17 protein-coding genes are annotated in these 20,559 nt (G+C 44.5%); 8 read left to right on the top strand and 9 right to left on the bottom strand.

Annotated elements, in window-relative coordinates:
• Window positions 1-58: 58 nt before the first annotated feature.
• Window positions 59-2,056: a penicillin-binding transpeptidase domain-containing protein gene (locus tag NLX67_RS02530; RefSeq protein WP_254310234.1), complete on the bottom strand. Its 1,998-nt coding sequence runs from the start codon at window positions 2,054-2,056 to the stop codon at window positions 59-61.
• Window positions 2,057-2,129: 73 nt separating this feature from the next.
• Window positions 2,130-2,552, bottom strand: coding sequence for a hypothetical protein (locus NLX67_RS02535; RefSeq protein WP_254310235.1), 423 nt, complete (start codon window positions 2,550-2,552; stop codon window positions 2,130-2,132).
• Between the two features lie 187 nt (window positions 2,553-2,739).
• Here NLX67_RS02535 and NLX67_RS02540 point away from each other — a divergent pair, with 187 nt between their 5' ends.
• The 3 genes from NLX67_RS02540 (at window position 2,740) to NLX67_RS02550 (ending at window position 5,614) form a co-directional block, all read left to right on the top strand.
• Window positions 2,740-3,150 (top strand): helix-turn-helix domain-containing protein, encoded by a 411-nt coding sequence (locus NLX67_RS02540; protein WP_254310236.1) that lies wholly within the window; start codon window positions 2,740-2,742, stop codon window positions 3,148-3,150.
• 117 nt (window positions 3,151-3,267) lie between these two features.
• Window positions 3,268-4,410, top strand: coding sequence for an MFS transporter (locus NLX67_RS02545; protein WP_256519517.1), 1,143 nt, complete (start codon window positions 3,268-3,270; stop codon window positions 4,408-4,410).
• Window positions 4,411-4,489: 79 nt separating this feature from the next.
• Window positions 4,490-5,614 (top strand): M20 peptidase aminoacylase family protein, encoded by a 1,125-nt coding sequence (locus NLX67_RS02550; protein WP_254310238.1) that lies wholly within the window; start codon window positions 4,490-4,492, stop codon window positions 5,612-5,614.
• A 23-nt stretch (window positions 5,615-5,637) separates the two neighbouring features.
• On the opposite strand, the gene NLX67_RS02555 is transcribed toward NLX67_RS02550, so the two are convergent.
• From NLX67_RS02555 to NLX67_RS02565, 3 genes are all read right to left on the bottom strand, one after another.
• The gene (locus NLX67_RS02555; RefSeq protein ID WP_254310239.1) at window positions 5,638-6,276 is read right to left on the bottom strand and encodes a protein kinase family protein; all 639 of its coding nucleotides are present in this window, start codon (window positions 6,274-6,276) and stop codon (window positions 5,638-5,640) included.
• A gap of 335 nt (window positions 6,277-6,611) precedes the next feature.
• Window positions 6,612-7,367, bottom strand: coding sequence for a LysM peptidoglycan-binding domain-containing protein (locus tag NLX67_RS02560; RefSeq protein ID WP_254310240.1), 756 nt, complete (start codon window positions 7,365-7,367; stop codon window positions 6,612-6,614).
• A gap of 358 nt (window positions 7,368-7,725) precedes the next feature.
• On the bottom strand, window positions 7,726-8,274 hold the full coding sequence (locus NLX67_RS02565) for a 3D domain-containing protein (RefSeq protein ID WP_254310241.1): 549 nt from the start codon (window positions 8,272-8,274) through the stop codon (window positions 7,726-7,728).
• Between the two features lie 227 nt (window positions 8,275-8,501).
• Here NLX67_RS02565 and NLX67_RS02570 point away from each other — a divergent pair, with 227 nt between their 5' ends.
• The 3 genes from NLX67_RS02570 to NLX67_RS02580 all read left to right on the top strand — a co-directional run bounded on the left by NLX67_RS02570 (window position 8,502) and on the right by NLX67_RS02580 (window position 12,172).
• Window positions 8,502-9,164, top strand: a complete 663-nt coding sequence (locus tag NLX67_RS02570) for a hypothetical protein (protein WP_254310242.1) — start codon at window positions 8,502-8,504, stop codon at window positions 9,162-9,164.
• Between the two features lie 18 nt (window positions 9,165-9,182).
• On the top strand, window positions 9,183-10,436 hold the full coding sequence (locus NLX67_RS02575) for an efflux RND transporter periplasmic adaptor subunit (protein ID WP_254310243.1): 1,254 nt from the start codon (window positions 9,183-9,185) through the stop codon (window positions 10,434-10,436).
• A gap of 122 nt (window positions 10,437-10,558) precedes the next feature.
• Complete coding sequence (locus NLX67_RS02580) at window positions 10,559-12,172, top strand: M14 family metallopeptidase (RefSeq protein WP_254310244.1); 1,614 nt, start codon at window positions 10,559-10,561, stop codon at window positions 12,170-12,172.
• Window positions 12,173-12,296: 124 nt separating this feature from the next.
• Here the strand turns inward: NLX67_RS02580 and NLX67_RS02585 are convergent, their stop codons facing one another.
• The 3 genes from NLX67_RS02585 to serC form a co-directional block, all read right to left on the bottom strand.
• Entirely contained in the window at window positions 12,297-15,680 is a 3,384-nt protein-coding gene (locus tag NLX67_RS02585; RefSeq protein ID WP_254310245.1) for a S8 family peptidase, read from the bottom strand.
• 140 nt (window positions 15,681-15,820) lie between these two features.
• On the bottom strand, window positions 15,821-16,981 hold the full coding sequence (locus tag NLX67_RS02590) for a phosphoglycerate dehydrogenase (protein WP_254310487.1): 1,161 nt from the start codon (window positions 16,979-16,981) through the stop codon (window positions 15,821-15,823).
• 24 nt (window positions 16,982-17,005) lie between these two features.
• Window positions 17,006-18,100 carry a 3-phosphoserine/phosphohydroxythreonine transaminase gene (gene serC / locus NLX67_RS02595; RefSeq protein ID WP_254310488.1) on the bottom strand — a complete coding sequence of 365 codons (1,095 nt, stop codon included), beginning with the start codon at window positions 18,098-18,100 and terminating at the stop codon, window positions 17,006-17,008.
• Between the two features lie 279 nt (window positions 18,101-18,379).
• Here serC and NLX67_RS02600 point away from each other — a divergent pair, with 279 nt between their 5' ends.
• Window positions 18,380-18,646, top strand: coding sequence for a hypothetical protein (locus tag NLX67_RS02600; protein ID WP_254310246.1), 267 nt, complete (start codon window positions 18,380-18,382; stop codon window positions 18,644-18,646).
• A 105-nt stretch (window positions 18,647-18,751) separates the two neighbouring features.
• Window positions 18,752-20,014 (top strand): uracil permease, encoded by a 1,263-nt coding sequence (gene uraA / locus NLX67_RS02605; RefSeq protein ID WP_254310247.1) that lies wholly within the window; start codon window positions 18,752-18,754, stop codon window positions 20,012-20,014.
• Window positions 20,015-20,120: 106 nt separating this feature from the next.
• Here uraA and NLX67_RS02610 read toward each other — a convergent pair whose 3' ends face one another.
• Window positions 20,121-20,480, bottom strand: a complete 360-nt coding sequence (locus NLX67_RS02610; RefSeq protein WP_254310248.1) for a hypothetical protein — start codon at window positions 20,478-20,480, stop codon at window positions 20,121-20,123.
• Between the last annotated feature and the right edge of the window lie 79 nt (window positions 20,481-20,559).

Here is a 20,559-nt window from a genome sequence, read left to right on the forward strand (position 1 = left end):
GATTCCTGTAAATCTGATTTTTTTGGTTCTATTTATCTATAAAAAAACCTATATTCCCCTATTTGTTATATACCATCCATTTTTTATAAAAAGCCCCTGCTTTTTCGACCGCTAATTTGCTGCCTCCTGCCCCGGCAGCATCTTCGACCAGAAACGCTAAAACAACGGCTGGATTGTTCGCATCATACGAAACAAATAAGCCATTTTCTTTGCCGGTTGTTCCCTGCTCTGCTTTGATTTCAGCCGTTCCTGTTTTGCCGGAAACAGCGATTCCTTCAATATTCGCCGCCTGCGCTGTTCCATGCTCTACTACGCCGCGCAATCCCTTTTTAATGATCGCTGACTGATCGTCTGTCACAAGCTCTTTTTGCCAAACGGACGGTTCATCATCGAGCTTCAAAAGAGGATTCATGATGCTGCCGCTATTTAAAAAAGCACCATATGCATTGGCTAAATGCGTCATCGTTGTTAAAACCTCTCCTTGCCCGTACCCCGTATCAGCAAGCAAAATATCAGATTCAAATTCGCCACTGTTCGACACTTGTGAATCCCGCAGCGGATAAGCAAATGGATACTCTGTTCCAAATCCAAATGATTGCAGCCCCGTCTTCATTTGGTCTGACCCTGCCTCGAGTGCCGCCATCGCAAAATAAATATTATCCGATGCCACAAGCGCTGACTCCAGCGTGACAGGCGCCGTTGACTCACTTACGCGCGTAACCCGGTAGTTGCCCCATGAAGAATCTTTCTGCCACTGAAGGCCGGTAATCGTTTTGCCCTCCGCCGGATTAAGCTTTTTTGCTTTCATCGCAACCGATGCCGTGATCGGTTTCATCGTTGACCCCGGTGAGTAAGCAGCTGCAAACCGGTTCAAAAGCGGCTGTTTAGGATCATCCTGAAGCGCCGTATACCGTTCTCCGGAAATTCCAAGTGCAAATTCATTCGGGTCAAAAGATGGAGATGAAACAAGCGCCAGCACATCTCCTGTTTTCGGTTCTACTGCCGAAGCCGTCCCCGCCGTTCCCCCATACTGTTCAAACAAAAGCTTTTGCATTTCCGCGTTAATGGTGACTTTCACATCCTGGCCGTTTTGCGGCTCTTTTTTCGCAATAACGACCGGTTCTCCTTTTTCTTTTTCAATAAAAATTTGAACACCGTCTGTTTCTTTTAATTGTTCTTCAAGCAGCTGCTCAAGTCCTCTTTTGCCAATCTGGTCCCCTTGTTCGTATCCCTTATTTTCCTTTAGCTCCTCCGCATTAATTTCACCTGTGTAGCCAGTTAAATGAGCGGCAGATGCACCATACGGATATTTGCGGACTGGTTTTGAAGACGTCGTGGCTCCTGAAATAGCGGTCGCTTTTTGTATGATTGATTCATTTAATTCATCAACCGTTTTAAGCGGGACAAAATACCCGTCCTGTACCCAGCTTTGCCCCAGCTGTTCATCAATGAATTCCGTCTTAATGCCAAGCACTTTTGCAAGCGCCGCTTTCCCCGCTTCGTCAATCGCTCCGGCATTCACGCCAATTTGGGCGGCTGTCCCATTCACAGCAAGCGAGCTGCCATTCCGGTCTAAAATAAGGCCTCTTTCTGCTTCAAGCGTTTGAATGCGGACTTTGTCGCCTTCTGCATAATTGGGCAGCAAAAAAGAAGGATCCCAGTCGATGAGCCATTCTTCCCCTTCTTCTGTTTCTTCCAGCTTCATGACCGCTTCTTTTTGGAATGAAACCGGCCCAGCGATTGTTTCCATATCTGCCCTAAATGGGAGACGTACTGTTTGCTCGTTGTCTTGCTTGACATCTTCTTCATTCGGAAGCTCCACCTTGAGCTTGTTCATTTCAATATCTGTCATAATTTTTTCATACTGCTCCACAAATTGCTCCTTCGTTATTGCTGACTTTGTTTCATTTGTGAAATGTGCATACATGCCGTTGTAATCGCCTTCTTGCCAATCATTCATATACGCTTCCAGCTCCGCTTCCGGCGCATCTGGTCCGCCGCAGCCACCGAGCAAAGCAGCAGCTCCCACTGTTAAAAGAATTGCGAAACGTTTCATAATCCCGCTCCTTTCCATCTTTCTATTAGTATAACAGAAAAAAACAGCCCTTTAAAAAGGCTGTGGCGTACCCTTATGATTTAGGAATTCGGATGGTGAGAAAACGTTCACACTGAATCGGTGCATGTTCGAGCAAAGCCCGGGTCGATAAATATTGGACAGCTTCTCCTTTTCGAATAAAAAATTGATTCGCGATTGATAGAACCACTGACTTGGATAAAGACAAAGCGGTAACAGCTGTTAAATGCAGGTAGCCTTCTGGCAAACTGTAATCAATTATAATTTCCTGCCAGGAATCTTTTTCAGACACGATCATTTTTACCGCACCTTTTATCCCGAGACTCCACTCTTTTTCAGTTGGGGCAGCCCGCTTTGTGAACTTAGCATCGATCACAAGCCCTTCCTGATATACCGTCATAAAGCGAATCATGCAGTCTTCTTGCCGTCCATTGACAAAAACGAGCGAACTCTCCATTGATTCATTTGGTTTCTCCATCCAATTCTCCTTTTAATTGTCTTAATCATCCCTTTTTCCTATTTCGACAATTTCCTCCAATTTCCTTTAATTTTTTTATACTAATAAAGAATATAAAAATAAATTCCAAAAGGGAATATTCTATCCTTTTTTACTTCTCGGACCGGTAAGGTGTAAAGAACGAACATTACACGCATGGGGTGTTTTTATGCAGTTGAATGAACTATTGCGCTATTATCGCCAGCACGTTCTCCATATTTCACAAAAAGAAATGGCTGAACGTTTGAATATTACACAGTCAAGCATTTCTAAGTATGAAAAAGGCGAAGCAGGCATCGACAGCCGAATGCTGCAGAAGATCATGAGCGCGTATCAGATTCCAAAAGATGAATTTGCGGCAGCTATTTTAGAGCAGCCTATTTATTATGACACTATTTCTGTACATGAACGGCAGCAAGATGTGTTTAAAGAAGAATGGAAGTTTTTCGAAACGCTCTTACTAGACCAGCCGATCTTAAAACGTGAACTTCTCCGCCTTGCCACACTTCAGCCAAAAGAATATGAGAAACATATAAAAGCAATTAGCGATATGATTAAAGCCCATATGTCCACCCTTTAACAAAAGGTGCTGTCTCAAAAAAATCTGAGACAGCATCTTCTTCTTTTTTCAATGTGGCACAAAAGGATTGATTTTTCGCTATAATGGATAAATACTTACTAAACGAAGGAAGATTGGATGATTTTCACCTCTCAGTTTTGGCTCTCTATTACGTTTTTTGCTTTTTATTTCTCATGGGGCGTATTTATGCCTTACTGGAATGCCTGGCTTGTTTCTGAAAAAGGTTTGCCCGTTGAAGCGGCTTCTTCACTCATTGCGATCGGCTTGCTCGTCCGGGCTGCGTCTACCTTTTTTCTTTATCCTGCAGTAAGCGCTAAATTCCCGGCCGGTACGCTTCTGAAATGTTTCACGGTCATGGCGGCTCTTATCTCGCTTTTCTTTATCCCGGCTTCTGGCTACGTCCCGCTGCTTCTTGTCATGGTGGTGTTTAGCATCATTTATCCGATTATCATGCCAATGGCAGACAGCATGGGTGCGCTCTTGATGAAAACAGATCGCGTTCATTATGGAAAAAGCCGTTCATGGGGCTCGATTGGCTACACAGTCTCTGTGTTTCTCATCGGCATCGCAACCGCTGTTTTTACAGATGCAGCCATTTTATACATTTTAATCGGAAGTTTAATTTTCATGACAGCAGCTGCTTTCTATTATACGCCGCCTGTACTCGTGAAACGTGGTGATCTTCGGCGCGTTCCCTTCCGCCAATTATTTCGTTCAAAGCGGTTTGTGACGGCACTCATTGTTTGTGTGCTGATTCAAGGAGCGCATGCCGCTTATTATAATTATGGCGTGTTGTATTTGCAGCACCTTGGTGTAAGCAGCATTTGGACAGGCGTTATTTTAAATATTGCAGTTGCAGCAGAAATTATTTTCTTCAGTGTGGCGGACCGTTTTTTACGTCATGTTTCGGTACCAGTCATGTTTATGGGCGCGGCGTTTGCAGCTGTCTTCCGCTGGTCGATCATGTTTTTATTTCCGACCGTCACCATTTACGTTTTTGCCCAAGTATTTCACGCTTTCACATTTGGTCTTGCACACTATGCGTTCATTCGCCTTTTATACCAAGAGTTTGATTCGTTCGAAATTCCAGCTGCTCAAGGAGTGTATTCCTCTCTTGGAATGGGATTAAGTACAGCAATTTTAACTTTTGGGGCAGGCTATTTATATGACATAGAGCCCCGCCTTGCTTTTTTAAGCATGGCAATGGTTGCACTGCCGGCTGTTTTTATTAGTTTTTGGATGACAAAAGGAAAAAGATAAGAATTTTCAGTTATTTTTCAAGCCAAACGTATGGTTTTCGCTTATACTAATAGAAAGAATGACTGGGGGAGGGCTTGCGATGGCTCAAACGGAATTGACATTTGAAAATAAACTTCTTGAGATTTTCGAACATTTGCACGCACATCCAGAAATCAGCTGGAAAGAAACTGAAACAACCGCGTATATATCGCGGCTATTGACAGAAGAAGGAGTCCGATCTTATACATTTGACGACTGTACTGGACTCATTGCAGAAATTGGCAGTGGGTCACCGGTTGTAGCGGTTCGGGCCGATATTGATGCTCTTTGGCAGCAAGTAAACGGGGATTTTCGCGCCAACCATTCGTGTGGACACGATGCGCACATGTCGATCGTCATCGGCGCGATTTTAGCTCTAAAGAATGAAATAGCGGATGGTAATGGGACTGTCCGGTTTATTTTTCAGCCGGCGGAAGAGACAGGCACCGGGGCCTTGAAAATGGTCGGCAAGGGCGTTGTCGATGATGTCGATTACTTATTCGGCATCCATCTTCGTCCAATTGAAGAAGTGCCATTTGGAAAAATCACGCCGGCGGTTCACCATGGCGCTGTTGCTTTTTTAAACGGAAAAGTGATCGGCGATGATGCACATGGAGCGCGTCCACATCAAGGTATTAATGCCATTGAAGTCATGTCATCATTAAGCCGGCAGCTGAACACAATTAACTTTTCGCCATTTGAGCCATATTCAGCAAAAATGACACGCATTGAAGCGGGCGGCCAAAGCTTAAACATTATTCCCGGCTCAGGAAAGTTCGGCCTCGACGTTCGAGCGCAGCGCAATAAAGTACTACTGGAACTTCAAAAAGCAGTGGAGCATAAAATCGAACAGATTAGCCTGCTGTATGAAGTGCAAATTGATTACGAGTGGATGGATTTCACGCCGGCCGCTGAAGTATCTGAGGATGCAGAAGCTCTTTTACGAAAAGGAATCATTGAAGTATGTGGTGAAGAAGCACTGGCTGATCCGCTTATTACATCCGGCAGTGATGATTTTCACTTTTATACGATTAAACGGCCTCATATTAAAGCGTGTATGATGGGGCTTGGTTCGGGTCTCACACCGGGTCTGCACCACCCGAATATGACATTTGACAGGCGCATTATTAAAATCGGTGCTGAAACACTGGCTGCCAGTGTTAAACATGCACTGAAAAGTGAATAAAGCAAATCCGCAGTAGACCGGCGTCACTGCGGATTTTTTGCGTGTGCTGTCCGATGAACCGGCAGCAATCGTTTTTTATACAAAATGCCAAGCATATTTAGCAGTCGTTTTGGCAATCTTTTCGGGAAGAAAGGTTTCATGTAAAAGGTTGAGTGTGCCGTTTTAATGTCTTCCCAGTTCATGCAGTCTTTCGTTTGGCGAAAACGGGCGACATCAATAATCATTGCACTGCCCGCTGTTGTAATCATAATATTTCTCAAATGCACATCAGATGGATTTAAGCCCCGCTTTCGTGCCGCCAAAAGCGCCAGGTCAGCTTCTTGAATGTGCCGGGTAGAAATCTCAATCCCTTCTTCCAAGCATTGAAAAAATGTTTTGCCCTCCACCCAGTCAATGACAATGTACGTTCCACCGGCTTCATGTAAAACCGGAAAATGAGGAACACCTGAAAGAAGGCGATATATATCTGCTTCTTCTTTGGCAATATGGACTTTATCAGGATAAAAAACCTTCAGCGCTTTATTGGTTTCCGCAATTCGAAAAACGACTGCGCTCCTTCCTTCACCGGCAAATAAAAGCCTTGAGTCACTTACAACAGACCGCCAATGCCCCCCCTGACGCTTGAATCGGATGCTTTCGGCAAAATGCTTATACCGTTTCATGCTCATTCCTCTTTTCTTCTTTCTTCTATTATATACGGGCAATCCCTTAAAAACGATTCATTTGTTTATATATCCTGTAGGCCCAAGAACATGGCATCGTGCCGCAACGCTTCAAAGCTGCTACGTCCTGTGGCTCCATGGTTTCTTTTTTCATCATGAAGAAGCAAGGTGCACTTCTTGGGCCGGTATAATGAAATTTGGGTCGGTTTCCTTTGCACTAGGGGCGTTAAAAAGTTTTACCGCCCCTAGTGCAAAAAATACCGCCTTAAAATAATAAATACCGCCCTAATCAAAAAGGCTGCCCCATTTTGGGACAGCCTCTCTTTCATTTTATATTAGTCGAGGATTGTAACGTTTACTGTACGTACGCCCCAGTTGTATGCTGCATCATTGTTTGGTACGTGAAGATCAATTTTATTGCCTTTAATTGCGCCGCCTGTATCGCCGGCAACGGCTTCACCGTAGCCTTCAACGTATACGCGTGAACCTAGTGGAATGACACCTGGATCAACGGCAATGACTTTTTTATTCGGTGCGTTGCGAAGGTCAATTCCTGTTGCTGTCACACCTGAGCAGCCTGCACATTCTGCTGTGTATGCTGTTGCAGTCATTGTTAATGTTTTGCCTTGTGGTGCTGATGATGTTTGCGCAGGTTCAGCGGCTGCTTGTGTTGATTGTGGTGCTGATGCTGCTTTCGCCGGTGCAGCTGATCCGTTTGTAGACAACTGATCACCAGGGTAAATCATATTAGATGATAGACCGTTGATTGATTTCAATGAGTCAACTGAAATACCTTGCGCTGTTGCGATTTTATAAAGTGTATCGCCTGCTTTAACAGTATATGTACCATTAGACGAAGCTGCAGCTGTGCTGCCTGAACCGGATGTTTGGATTGTTTCTCCCACGTAAATCATGTTAGATGAAAGGCCATTCGATGATTTTAACTGATCTACAGTTGTACCTGTTTTTTGAGAAATGCTCCATAATGTGTCGCCTGATTGTACTGTATATGAGCTAGCTGATGCAGCAGTGCCGAATACGCTGCCGCCGATTACTGTCGTTGCTGCTAGTGCCATGATTTGCTTTTTCATAATAAAAAAACCTCCTGGATTGTTCCTGCCGGCATGACTGAGCATGCGTACGCAAGAATTTTTTAGTACTGTACTTCTCCGTGACTGTAGGGACAACAGCTAATCTATATAAAATAAAAGCGATAAACGCTTAAATGAGGACGCTTTTCCTCGGATGGCCGTCGTCTTCATCGGCCTAACGAGATTCATTGTAACACGCCCAGGAGTGTAATGATTTTAAAAGAACATTACGCTTACATGTTCAAATATGACGTTCATGTTACATAAAAGCTTTTATCTCGGATTCGTAATAATTTTGACATATAGAAGCCATTTAGAGACAAAAAAGGAAGCGACCTCAGCCAGCTCCCTTAATGATTTATTTTAAAATTTGAACTTTCACTGTACGAACGCCCCAGTTTGTCGCTTTTTGCTTTGTGGACATATGTACGTCGATTTTATTTCCTTTAATCGCGCCGCCAGTATCGCCGGCAACGGCTTCTCCATATCCTTCAACATATACTTTTGTGCCGAGCGGAATCACTTTCGGATCCACGGCAACGACTTTTGCATTCCGGTTTTTCTTTAAGTTAATGCCTGTTGCAGTGACACCTGAGCATCCACTGCAATCTGCAGTATAAGCGGTTGATTTAACGGTAATTTCTTTTGAAACATTTTTACTTGATTTCAGCGCAGGAGCAGAAGTTGCAGCTGCCGTGCTGCCGATGGAAAGCTTTTGTCCGATATTAATAGTATTAGAGGAAAGGTTATTCCATTTCTTCACTTGATCCACAGTCGTGCTGTAACGTTTTGAAATGTTGTAAAGTGTATCACCTTTTTGAACCGTGTAAGTAGCGGCTGCTGCTTGTGCCGCAGAAGCTGAGAAAATCATCATTGCAGCAAGGAAAGACATGGCCATTTTTTTCACGTATCATTACCCCCTAGTTTTGTAACACGAGATTGATTGTATCACGGTTCTATTTCAAGACTATTACACTAGGATGTTCGTTACATTACATTCATATTTCAAGAGTTTAATAATTCTGACAATTGATGAATAGACCAATAATATGAAATTATTATTGGTTCATCCAACAATAGTTGTATATAATGAAGATTGATCTTTATTTATTCTATTTGATGGGAGATTTTACAATGGCTTATCGGCTTCAGCTTTTGAAAGGGCTGTTTCGCTCCACCCATGAACTCGCACAGCTGTCACAGGCCGAAAAAATCCGCGGTTTATGGACAAAGTTTTCATTATTGGTTCTAATCAGTGTGCTCTTGTCTTTGCTTGCCGGCGCGTTAGGTATACAAAGCGAAAGCATTTCTGCTTATATGGCCGAATCCGATATGTATACATATGAATGGCTGAAACTATTATTTACCGCAGGGTCCGGAGTTGCTGGCCTTCTGCTTCCTTTTTTCTTCGTTTTTATTCCAGCTCTTTTATTTTGGACGTTCCTTGAACTCGAATTCAAGAAACTCATTGCCCTGCAATGCATAACGTTTTCTATTTATTTAATTGAATTTGCCTTGCTTATCGCCTGGAATGTGTTTTTTTCCATTCCACGTGACTCATCGCCTTTCTCACTTGGCGTCGTCGCCCAATATGCAACAGAAAATGCGATTGCCATTCGTTTTTTTAGTTTCATTACGATTTTTCAAATTTGGATTCTTGTGATCCAATATCGTTTTCTGCGTACATCGCAGGCAAGAAAACCTCTTTTTGTTTTCTTCATGGTTTTTTTGCTCGGGCTTGCATTTTGGATTTTAGCGACATTATTTACATCGATTCATGTCGAAAACTTGTTTTAACGAAAAGAGGTGGATACAGTGAAGAAAATAAAAAAACAAGTGTGGCTCGCGGCAAGCGCTGCGGTAATAGCCGGCAATTTATATTTGATTTTCAAAGAAGACAGCAAGACGAGCCGGACAGAATGGCTGACGGAATGGGACCGCTCCAAAACGGGTGATGTGGTAGAAGCTTTTTCTGCAGAAGGCGTTGTCGTTCCATCTGACGAATATCCGATTTATTTTGACGAAACGAAAGGTACACTTGAGGAAGTCCTTGTCAAAGAGGGCGATGCGATCCAGCCCGGTGAGAATCTTTTCAAGTATTCATCCACTGAAGTAGATGAAGAAATTGACCGCCTGACCGCTGAAAAAGAAGAAACACAGCAGCAAATCTCGTTAATTGATAACCAGTTAAGCCAGCTGCAGATTTTGCTGTCACAAGCTGAGAGTGAAGAAAGCAACACTTCCAGCACGCAGACACCTTCATCTACTAGTGACAGCAGTACAATGATTATTCAAAACGGCGATGCGAGCACATCGATTGAAAAAGATATTTTGCAGCAGGAAACAGAAAAACAAAAGCTGCAGGAAGAAGTGAAAAAGTTCGATACGCTGATTGCGGCGCAGGAAGCGAAAAAAAGTGATCTCGTCGTGAAAAGCACAAATGAAGGCTACGTGAAAAAAATTGATACGAGCTTGAACAATCCTCTGTTAACTATTAACTCCTCTGTGCCGGCTGTGCAAGGCATCTTTGATGAAAAACAAATGACCAAAGCAGAGGCTGGACAACGGGTTGAAGTAACAGTAGATACGATGTTAGAACAGTTTGATGGTTCTCTTGGAGCAGTGAGTACATATCCAGAAGAAGAACCTTCTGTAAAACGAAAAAGCTTGTATCCTTTCTCTGCCCAGCTGTCAGGCATTGAATCAAGCGATCTATACCCTGGATTAAAAGCAAATGTAAAAGTGATAACGGCAGAGCAGACGGATGTTGTAACCATTCCAAATACAGCGATCTTAAAGAAAAACAAAAAATCATATGCTGTCATTTTAAACAAGCTAGGACTGCTTGAACGGCGGCAAATCGAAACGGGTCTTCACGTCGATGGCGTGTACCAAGTTGTCAGTGGTGTAGAAACAGGCGAAGCCATCGTCATTGATCCCTATGATTTGATTATGCAACGGGGGCCGTTCATTACACCAGTCAATGCCGATCATGTAAAAAAGAAACCGTGGAATGAGCTGTCCCGTACTGAAAAAGTGAAATATGCGCTCATGGGCTTTCTATCTTAAAATAAAAGCAACGCCAGAAGGAAAATTCCTCTGGCGTTGCTTTTTTTATTTGTAAAATCAGATTCTTCCATTCTACAAATCTGTTAAAATAGGGGTAAATAACCTACATTATGGAGGATTCAATGAAAAAATGGCTCTTTGTTTTGCTTACATCTTTTCTACTTGCCGCTTCGCTCCCACCACTCGCCCCTCAGGCTTCAACATATTTGCTGACGACGGCGGATACGACGATTTATACGCCGGCATCTGCCGGACAGGCGGCGATCTTAACCCCTATCCCGGCCCGTACAAATGTCAAAGTTATTGAAGAACAGGAAACGAGAATCCGTGTTTCCTGGCAAGGCGTGAATGGCTTTATTGCACGGGAATATTTATTAATAGAAGAAAACGACCAAATCGATTCATCCGGCTCCTACATCCAGCTTGAAACAGACGCTGAACTATTGGAAAAGCAAAATGGTAGGTACGTGAAAACCGGCCGCCTTCTCGCAGACGAAGTGTTTAGAAAAGCCGGCAGTGAAAATGGCTATGTATCATTTGTATTTGGCAGTACAACCGGCTATGTAGCCGAAACTGCCGTCACGTATTTGACTGAAGCTTCTCTTACCGGCGGAGTGCAGCCTGGCACCGCTTATAAAAATCGGGCCATCACTGAAAAAACTGTTGATCTTCTTTATTCAAAAAATGGTACATTAACATCGATTGGCCGTTTGCAGGCAGGCGTAGCACTTGATACACGCGCCGCCTACCGGGATTATTACATTGTCGATATTGGCGGCCGGACAGCGTACATTCGGAAAACAGACCTTACGCTGTATACCGGTAATTACGTCGATCCATTTAAAACGATGACGTATAAACAAATGGTACAGGATTTAAAAGAGCTTGTGCTCTGGCATCCAGATATCGCGTCTCTTGATGTGATCGGCAAATCCGTTGACGGACGTGATTTGTACGCTTTAAAACTCGGTACGGGCAAAGAAGAAATTCTTGTCAATGCTTCTCACCATGCACGTGAACATATTACAACAAATGTCGTCATGGAAATGGTCGATCAATATGCCCACCTCTTTAAAACAAATGGGTCCATGAATGGGTATGCGGCGAGATCGATTTTGCAAAAAGCATCAATTTATTTTGTACCGATGGTAAATCCCGACGGCGTTTCGCTCGTGCAGCTTGGTGCGAATAGCGCAAAAAATAAAGCCGCTATTTTGAAACTAAACGGTGGCAGCTCTAATTTCTCTGCTTGGAAAGCAAATATACGCGGCGTGGATTTAAACCGGCAATATCCGGCCGATTGGAAAAACATTTGCTGCGATCCTGGCAAGCCGTCTTCTCAAAACTATAAAGGTCCAATGGCACTGAGCGAACCGGAATCAAAAGCGATGCACGACTTTGTTTTAAAGCATTCTTTTAAAACAAGCGCATCGTATCATAGCTCCGGCCAAATTATTTTCTGGCACTTTTACCAATCAGGCGCCCGAAAATCGCGCGACTTGGCATTGGCGAAAAAAGTGAGCCAAAAAACTGGTTACAGCTTGGTTGCAGCACGCTCAAACCCAAGCGGCGGCGGCTTTAACGACTGGTTTATTCAAAATGAACAAAAACCGGGTGTTACAATCGAAGTCTCACCATACATCGGGAACCGCCCCGTTCCGATTATTTACTTTTCAAGCATTTGGAAACAAAACGACTCGATTGGGTTAATGCTGGCGAATGAAAAAATCCAATAACTACGAAAAATAAGGGACGGCGCGATTTAGTCCAAATTGCGCCGTCTTCTCGGAAAATCGCGCCATCCACAAAAAAGCTGTCACTCAAGTCTTTTTTTCCGACTTGAGTAACAGCTTCTTTTTGTTATTTTTTCACGATTAATTCATATGAAGCTGTGGAAGCCATGCCATTCGCTTCGCTAAGTTCAATAAAATACTTCCCTTTTGGCAGCTTCAATGTGGCCAGTTCTTCATCATTTTTGCCATAACGGTCAAAGGAAGAAACGAGCGCGCCTTTCGAGTTGTAGATTTCCATAACGCCGTCTAAATTGCTGCCGGCTGTAAATGAAAACGAAACAGTGCCTTCTTTCTCCATGTTTAAAACAAAATGATCGACATCTCCGAATGAAACGCCAGTATTAAAGTAGCCGCGCGCCCCATACTTGCCGTTTGCTGTTTTAAGCGGCAGCGGCTTCGTTGGTACATGACCCGCGACTTTGGCATCGCCATCCGCGAATTGGTTATAGGTCGCGCCTGCCTTTACTTCGTACGGCTGCAAGTTCGGTCCAGCCCCGAAAAATGGTGCCACTTCAACAAAATAGCCGGTATCTTCCTTCGCCGCAAATGATGTATGCACATCAGGCTCAATGACAAGCGAGAACAAATCAGGCCCAAATGGAGTCACACGGCTCATCTCATCTTCATCAAGCACTTTATCACCGTTTAAATCTTCAATAATCGCACCGCTAAATACGTGCCCTGGACGCAGCTCGTATGGAATACCCGCTTTTTGTGAGGCAGTAAGGGCACTTCCAGCAATATCAAGCGTGTACACCCGCGATTTGCCTTCATTCACGAAGTAGTAGTAATCAATATCACCAGATTGCATAAAGTAGTTTTGAACCGCTTTACCAGCTGTGATGTCCTGCCCTTCTTCCGGCATATTGTTATCTGTATCTTTTTCTGCCGGTACGTTGGCGATTCGTTTCGATGTAAGCGTGTATGGATCTGCTGAAAGATTTTCGGAATTGTTCATGACCATCATCACATACGTTTTGTCTTTCTTCAAAGCGGCGTTCATTTTTCCTGATGCGCCTAAGCCGCCAAGAAGAGCTGCAATTAAGTCCATTTCTCCATCACTGCCTGAGACCTGAATTAATTCGCCTGTTTCTGAGTCGACTTCCATCAATGTCATCGAGGCAAGCTGCCCTTGATTCACTTCAAATGAGTAAATTCCATCAGCAGAGGGAACGAAGCGGTAATAATCTTCGTCAAATCCGGATTGAAAGTAGCCTTGCTTGCTGCCGCCAAGTGTATATGGAATGGCTTTTTCAAGAATACGATCGCTTTCTATATCCTCTTCTTCTCCATCAATCAGTTCTTCCTCTTTCCTTTCACCATACTCGTCCGGCGTAATGTCACCATCCATCAATGTGTCTTCCAATGACACTTCTTCTGGCAGCCCATCTTCATCTGCCGGAATCGTCCGCTCTTCTACTTTAAACGTGTATGGCATTGCAGACTCGCCTACTGCAAGCTCTTCAAACATGGAGATATCCATTGAAAAAAGGTCCATAATCGAGTTTAAGAAAATATCCTCGCTGAACGCCCCATTTGTCACTTCAATTCGGTATTCAACATCTGGAACCGCCTGAAACGAGACTGTTTCACCTTGATTAACCGGATTGTTATTCCCATCCACAATGGCGTATTCCTCTTCGCCCTCAGGCATGTAAACATGAATCGCAGAATCAACCCCAGGCAAATCCGAGACGGACAAAGAAAGCAATTTTGCTTCGTCAACTGACAGCGTGAAAAAGTCTGAATCCGGCACTTCTTCTTCTCCGCTGTATAAAGTGAAATCATTTTTCGTATACGGCAGAGACGTGATGGCGACAGGTTCTTCAGATGTTGCTTGATCCGGTGTAATCGGGGCTATTTTTTCTGCCTGGAGCGTAAATGTCGATTTTCCGGCTGCACTGTAATTGCCGTTCGCATCTTTTACGCCGACAACAAGCGTGCCCGCCTCACTAGCCGTGTACAAGTAGCCTTCTTGCCCGTTCACAACGGTCCGATCCACATCACGAATGTACTGGGGATCTCCATCCTCCGGTACAAAGTACAATTCCATCGCGTAATCGTACCCTTTGCTGCCGTCTAGTACTGTCTGTACATGCTGCCCTTCTGTCACGTCCGCTTTATACCAATGCATCGTTCCTGGCGTTTTAAATGCGCCTGTAAATGACTGCTTTCCTGACTTGATTTCTTTTGCTGTTTTTAAAATGGCTTCCCCTGATACATCCGGACGATCCGGCAGTTTATTCACATCAAATTTCAGCGCGTTCAGCGGATTAATTAATCCATTGCCGTACGTTAAATCGTACCCTTTTTCACCAAGATCCGTTGCCGTCTGCTCCAAAATATATTCAATATCAAACGCCGTTAAATCCGGATATTTAGATTTCAACAAACCAGCAGCGGCAGCGACCATTGGCGATGCCATTGATGTGCCGGTCAACCGTTCAAATTTCGATCCGGATTCCGCTCCGTACGCCGTACTGTAAATATTTTCACCTGGTGCGACAACATCAACACTTGCGCCGTAGTTGGAGCTGTCTGAGAGCGTCTTTGAGCCCGCTACGTTCCCGACGCTGATCACACCCGGGTATGCTGCTGGATACGAATACTGATCCGTTGATTCATTGCCCGCCGCCGCAACGATGACAACACCTGAATCAATCGCATACTGAATCGCTTCTTCCACAACAGCCGATGGCATAAAACCGCCAAGACTCAAGTTGATGACGTCTGCTCCTTGATCAACGGAATACGTAATGCCTTCTGCAATTGTAAAATCATTGGCACCAATTGAGCCGTTAAACACATCGACGGGCAAAATTTTCGCATTCGGAAAAACGCCATAGCCGCCAAGGCCGTTATCTTTTGATGACGCAATAATGCCCGCTACGTGTGTCCCATGTAAGTCACGAACCGGATTTCGTGCCGGATTCGCAACGTTGTACGGCTTCAGCAAATTCGCTTTTAAATCTGGATGCTTGTAATCAACACCTGCATCTACAACGGCAATGGTAATATTATTTTTTCCCGCGTACGAAAGTGCTTTTCCCATATTCAGCATCGCTAAATGGTCCATCTTCGCTGCTTTCGGATCCGGTGTGCCGGCAAACGCTTTGTATTGAATGCTTGGCGTGATGGCCAGGACTTCTGAACGCGTTTTATACACCCCGATGACATCGCTCAGCTTTTTTGATTTCGGCACTTGCACAACGTCATATTTTAAACCTGGCAGGCGCTTTATAACAGAGACGCCTGCTTTTTTATGTACACTTTGCGGCAGCGCTTTTGAATACTTGATGACGAGTGTCTGTGAATCGGTTACCTGCTTGTCGGCTTGAGCTGCTTTATATTGCGCTTCTTTGTCCGACGCCGGCACGTCGGCGAATGCTGCACCCGGAATGACGAGCGACGCGCTGACTGCCGCAGCCATTATTTGTTTCCGCTTTTTCAAGATGAATCCCCCATTCGCATTTTCTTTCTCTTAATCATACAGGAAAAAGAGGCGATTGGTTTCAAATTTTTTCAAGTATTTGAATTTTTTTTATAGAAAAAAAAGCGGCTCTGAACATGTGTCCAGAACCGCTTTTCTTATCAAATAATACGCGCTAGAATCACGCCTGAAATGTTGGATAATTGCTCTGTTAAACCAGGAATGACTTCGCCATTTACTTGATTGTCAATGTCAATCAGCGTATATGCATAGTCACCCTTACTGCGGTTCATCATGTCTGCGATGTTCAAGTCGTAATCAGACAGGGCACCGGTAATTTGGCCAACCATGTTCGGCACATTTTTATGCGCCACCGTTACACGGCGTTTGCCGGTAAACGGAATTTCCACGTTGCCGAAGTTGACTGAGTTTTTAATATTTCCTGTCTCCAGGTAATCTTTCATTTGACGCGCAGCCATAATCGCGCAGTTTTCTTCTGATTCCGTTGTAGATGCCCCTAAGTGAGGAATCGGGATGACATTTTTCATACCAATTACATTTTCGTTCGGGAAGTCTGTTACGTACTTGCCGATTCTGCCGTTTTCAAGCGCAGCACGCATATCTTCTTCGTTCACAAGCTCGCCGCGTGAGAAGTTCAAGATAACGGAACCGTTTTTCATAACAGAGAATGCTTCTTTATTAAACATGCCGCGCGTGTCGTCCGTTAATGGCACGTGAACTGTAATGTAGTCGCTCGCTGCGAACAATTGCTCAATGGTAAGAGCACGCTGTACGTTGCGTGACAAGTTCCATGCTGTATCAACAGAAATGAACGGGTCAAAGCCGATCACGTCCATATCAAGGTCAAGCGCATTGTTCGCCACAAGCGCACCGATATGGCCAAGACCGATAACGCCAAGCGTTTTTCCTTTTACTTCTCGGCCCACAAATTTCTTTTTACCTGCTTCGACAAGCTTCGGAATCGCATCGCCCTGTCCTTTTAACTCATTTGTCCAGTTAACACCGTCGAATAAATTACGAGAAACGGCCATGATCGTTGTTAAAATTAATTCTTTTACCGCATTCGCATTTGCACCTGGCGTATTAAATACAACGATACCGCGCTCTGTGCATGCCTGCACCGGAATATTGTTGACACCTGCGCCGGCGCGGGCGATCGCTTTCACATTTTTGTCAAATTGTGAATCATGCAAATTTGCACTGCGCAAAATAATGCCATCCGGCGTATTTGTGTCGTCGTTTACTTGAAAATTGTCCGCATTGTTGAATATATTTAAGCCGATATCGGCAATGTTGTTCATGGATTTAATCGTATACACGTTTGGTTACTTCCCTTCCGCTGAATGAGTCTGTTCGAATTCTTCCATAAAGGCTACGAGCGCTTTTACGCCTTCAACCGGCATCGCATTGTACACGCTTGCGCGCATACCGCCGACTGAACGGTGTCCTTTTAATGTTTCCAACCCTTTTGTTTTTGCTTCTTTGACGAATAGTGCATCCAGTTCTTCACTTGGTGATACGAATGGGATGTTCATTAATGAACGACTCGCTTTCTCAATAGGCGAACTGAACATAGCAGATTGCTCTAAGTAATCATACAAAATAGCCGCTTTTTCACGGTTAATGCTCTCCATCGCTGCAAGACCGCCAAGCTCTTCCAGCCATTCAAACACAAGCTTCGCCATGTAAATTCCAAATGTCGGCGGTGTATTATAAAGCGAACCGCTGTCCGCATGTGTTTTATAATCAAGCATCACTGGCACAGAAGCGTCTGCTTTTCCAATCAGATCTTCACGGATAATGACGAGCGTCAATCCAGCCGGACCGATATTTTTTTGTGCACCCGCGTAAATAACACCAAATTTCGCCACGTCGATTTCTTCTGACAAAATATTCGAAGACATGTCAGCAACGAGTGGTACATTTCCTGTATCCGGAATAGTGTTGAATACTGTTCCTTCAATTGTGTTGTTTGTCGTAATGTGAACGAAGTCCGCTTCTGGATCGATCATATCCGCTGTCACAGTTGGAATGTAGCTGAAATTTTTATCTTCAGAAGACGCAATAACCCGCACTTCCCCATATTTTTTCGCTTCTTTGATCGCTTTTTTCGACCAAGAGCCAGTGTTAACGAAATCCGCTTTTTTGCTGCTGGCAAACAAGTTCATCGGCACCATGGCGAACTGCTGGGAAGCACCGCCTTGAATGAATAACACTTTGTAGTTGTCCGGAATGTTCATCAGCTTGCGCAGAACGGCTTCCGCTGTTTCAATGATCTCTGTAAACCATTTCGAACGATGGCTCAGCTCCATTACCGACATACCGGAACCCGCGTAATTCGTAAGTTCGGCTTGTGCTTTTTCAAGTACCTCAAGAGGCAACATTGATGGACCCGCTGAGAAATTATACACTCGTGTCATCATACTACTCCTTCATTCGTGTTATTTTCGATAATCTGAAAATTTGTGCTTTATCAATACCCGAATTATAAAATAACGCGCCCTACTAATCAAGGGCATGTCACTGTAGATTTCGTTAGAATCCTTTGTTGTTATCGCTTACATCGCTTGATAGAACGGTCATGGTCATTTACGAACGTTTTGTTAAATTTTCTTACATTTATTCGTTTTTCTAAAAAAGAGGAAATTTTTCTATTATATAAGTTGAACAAAGATTCTTACTTTAGAAAACAGTGGTTATTGGCCACGAACCTCGGCTGTTCGTCACGAAACCCTTCCTTTCTTTTCAAAGAGGAAGAAATCATTGATGAGATGCCTGCTGAAGAATGGCCGGCCGTCGATGAAGAACCCATTGTCGAAGAGCAGATCGTGGAAGAAGAGCCGCTTCCTGTGCTTGAAGACATCAATGAAGATGGCGTGATTGATGTGCTTGACGTAACGGAAGACGTGAACATGGATGGCATAATTGATGAGTTGGATTTGGAAGAAATTCTAGTGATGCAGTAGTTTTAAAAAGAGCCTGCCCGTCAGGTTCTGTTTTTTTATGTAGTCAAGTGTTCTTTTTTGAAGTATAATGACTACAATTTGTGTGTCATTTAGGAGGAATATCGTTTGCGTACCTATCAAGTTGACGAGCGGCCGTCGATTCCGGCACTGATCCCGCTTAGTTTGCAGCATTTATTCGCCATGTTCGGGTCGACCGTATTAGTTCCTGTATTGTTTGGTGTCAATCCTGCTACGATTTTGTTAATGAACGGCATCGGCACGCTTTTGTATATTTTTCTTTGTAAAGGGCAGATCCCGGCTTACCTCGGATCAAGTTTTGCCTTTTTATCTCCCGTCTTTTTAGTGCTTGCTGATGGCAGCTACAACCAGGCACTTGGAGGGTTTATCGTCGTTGGTCTTATTTTCATCATTGTTTCCGGCATTATTAAAATCGCCGGCACCGGCTGGATTGATGTTGTCTTCCCGCCTGCTGCAATGGGTGCCATCGTTGCAGTAATCGGGCTTGAGCTCGTTCCGGTTGCGGCACAAATGGCAGGTATTATTTCAGATGGTTCAGAAAACTGGTCCCCGGACCGCAACACCATTATTGTGGCGATGCTGACACTCGGTATTACGATTATCGGCAACGTTATGTTTCGCGGCTTCCTGAAAATCATTCCGATTCTAGTCGGCATTGTTGCCGGTTACACTATTGCAGCGCTGTTCGGAATGGTGGATTTCACACCCGTTCGTGAAGCAGAAATGTTCGCGCTCCCGCAATTTTATGCACCTGAGTTTAATTGGACGAGCATCGCAATTATCGCGCCCGCCGCACTTGTTGTGATTGCAGAGCATATCGGCCACCTCGTCGTGACCCAGAATATTATTGACCGTGACCTTATGAAAAAGCCTGGTCTTGGTGTTTCCTTATTCGGAAACGGTATTTCAACAGTGATTTCCGGCTTTGTCGGCTCGACACCAAATACGACGTACGGCGAAAACATTGGCGTATTAGCTCTTTCAAAAGTGTATTCGGTCTGGGTCATCGGCGGTGCAGCAGTCATGGCGATCATTTTATCTTTTCTCGGTAAATTAGCAGCTTTGATTTCAACCATTCCGACACCGGTTATGGGCGGCATATCACTGCTTCTGTTCGGTATTATCGCGGTAAGCGGCCTTCGCATGCTCGTTGAGACAAAGGTTGATTATTCGAAAACGACCAACATGATTTTGACAACTGTTGTGCTCGTCATCGGTTTGTCCGGTGCCACATTCACATGGGGCTACCTGCAGCTAAAAGGCATGGCGCTCGCAACGGTTATCGCCATTCTCTTGAGTTTATTCTTTGCACTTATTAATAAGCTGAATTTATCCAATGACAATGATTAATGAACAAAAGGGACTTTGCCTGCTGGCGAAGTCCCCTTTGTTTCATGTAGACAAATAAAACCTTTTGTCGGCACATCTGTTTTTTTTATTCACCATTGTTCTTTAGTTATGGCAGTCTATGGCGTTCTGATTGGAGCCGACATGCGGCGGGCTCGCGGCTTCGCGTTCCGCGGGCAGGCGCTGAGCTCCTTTCCGTCGCTGTTTCTATAAGAGCATCACCGGTTCTCACGGACACGCTCCACTGGCGGCAGCGCCGAAACGGGACCGTTACGATGCCCACTCGTTTTCGCGAATAAAAGCCAGCTGAAAAACGGCACGAAAGCTCGCTGCTCTTCCAAAAAACGGGGTGAAGCAAAAAGGACGCAGACTCCTGCGGGAACAGCGGTGAACGTGAGACCCCGCAGGAGCGGGAGCGACGAGGAGGCTCACGCACTGCCCGCAGAACGCGAATTCCTTTTTGCTTCACCTATCGGCCCTTTCAAAAAAAGACGGCCAACTTTGTCGACAGCCTGGAACAAAAGGGACTTTGCCGGCTGGCGAAGTCC

Origin of the sequence: Domibacillus sp. A3M-37, assembly GCF_024213455.1 — a bacterium.
Taxonomy (GTDB): domain Bacteria; phylum Bacillota; class Bacilli; order Bacillales; family Domibacillaceae; genus Domibacillus; species Domibacillus tundrae.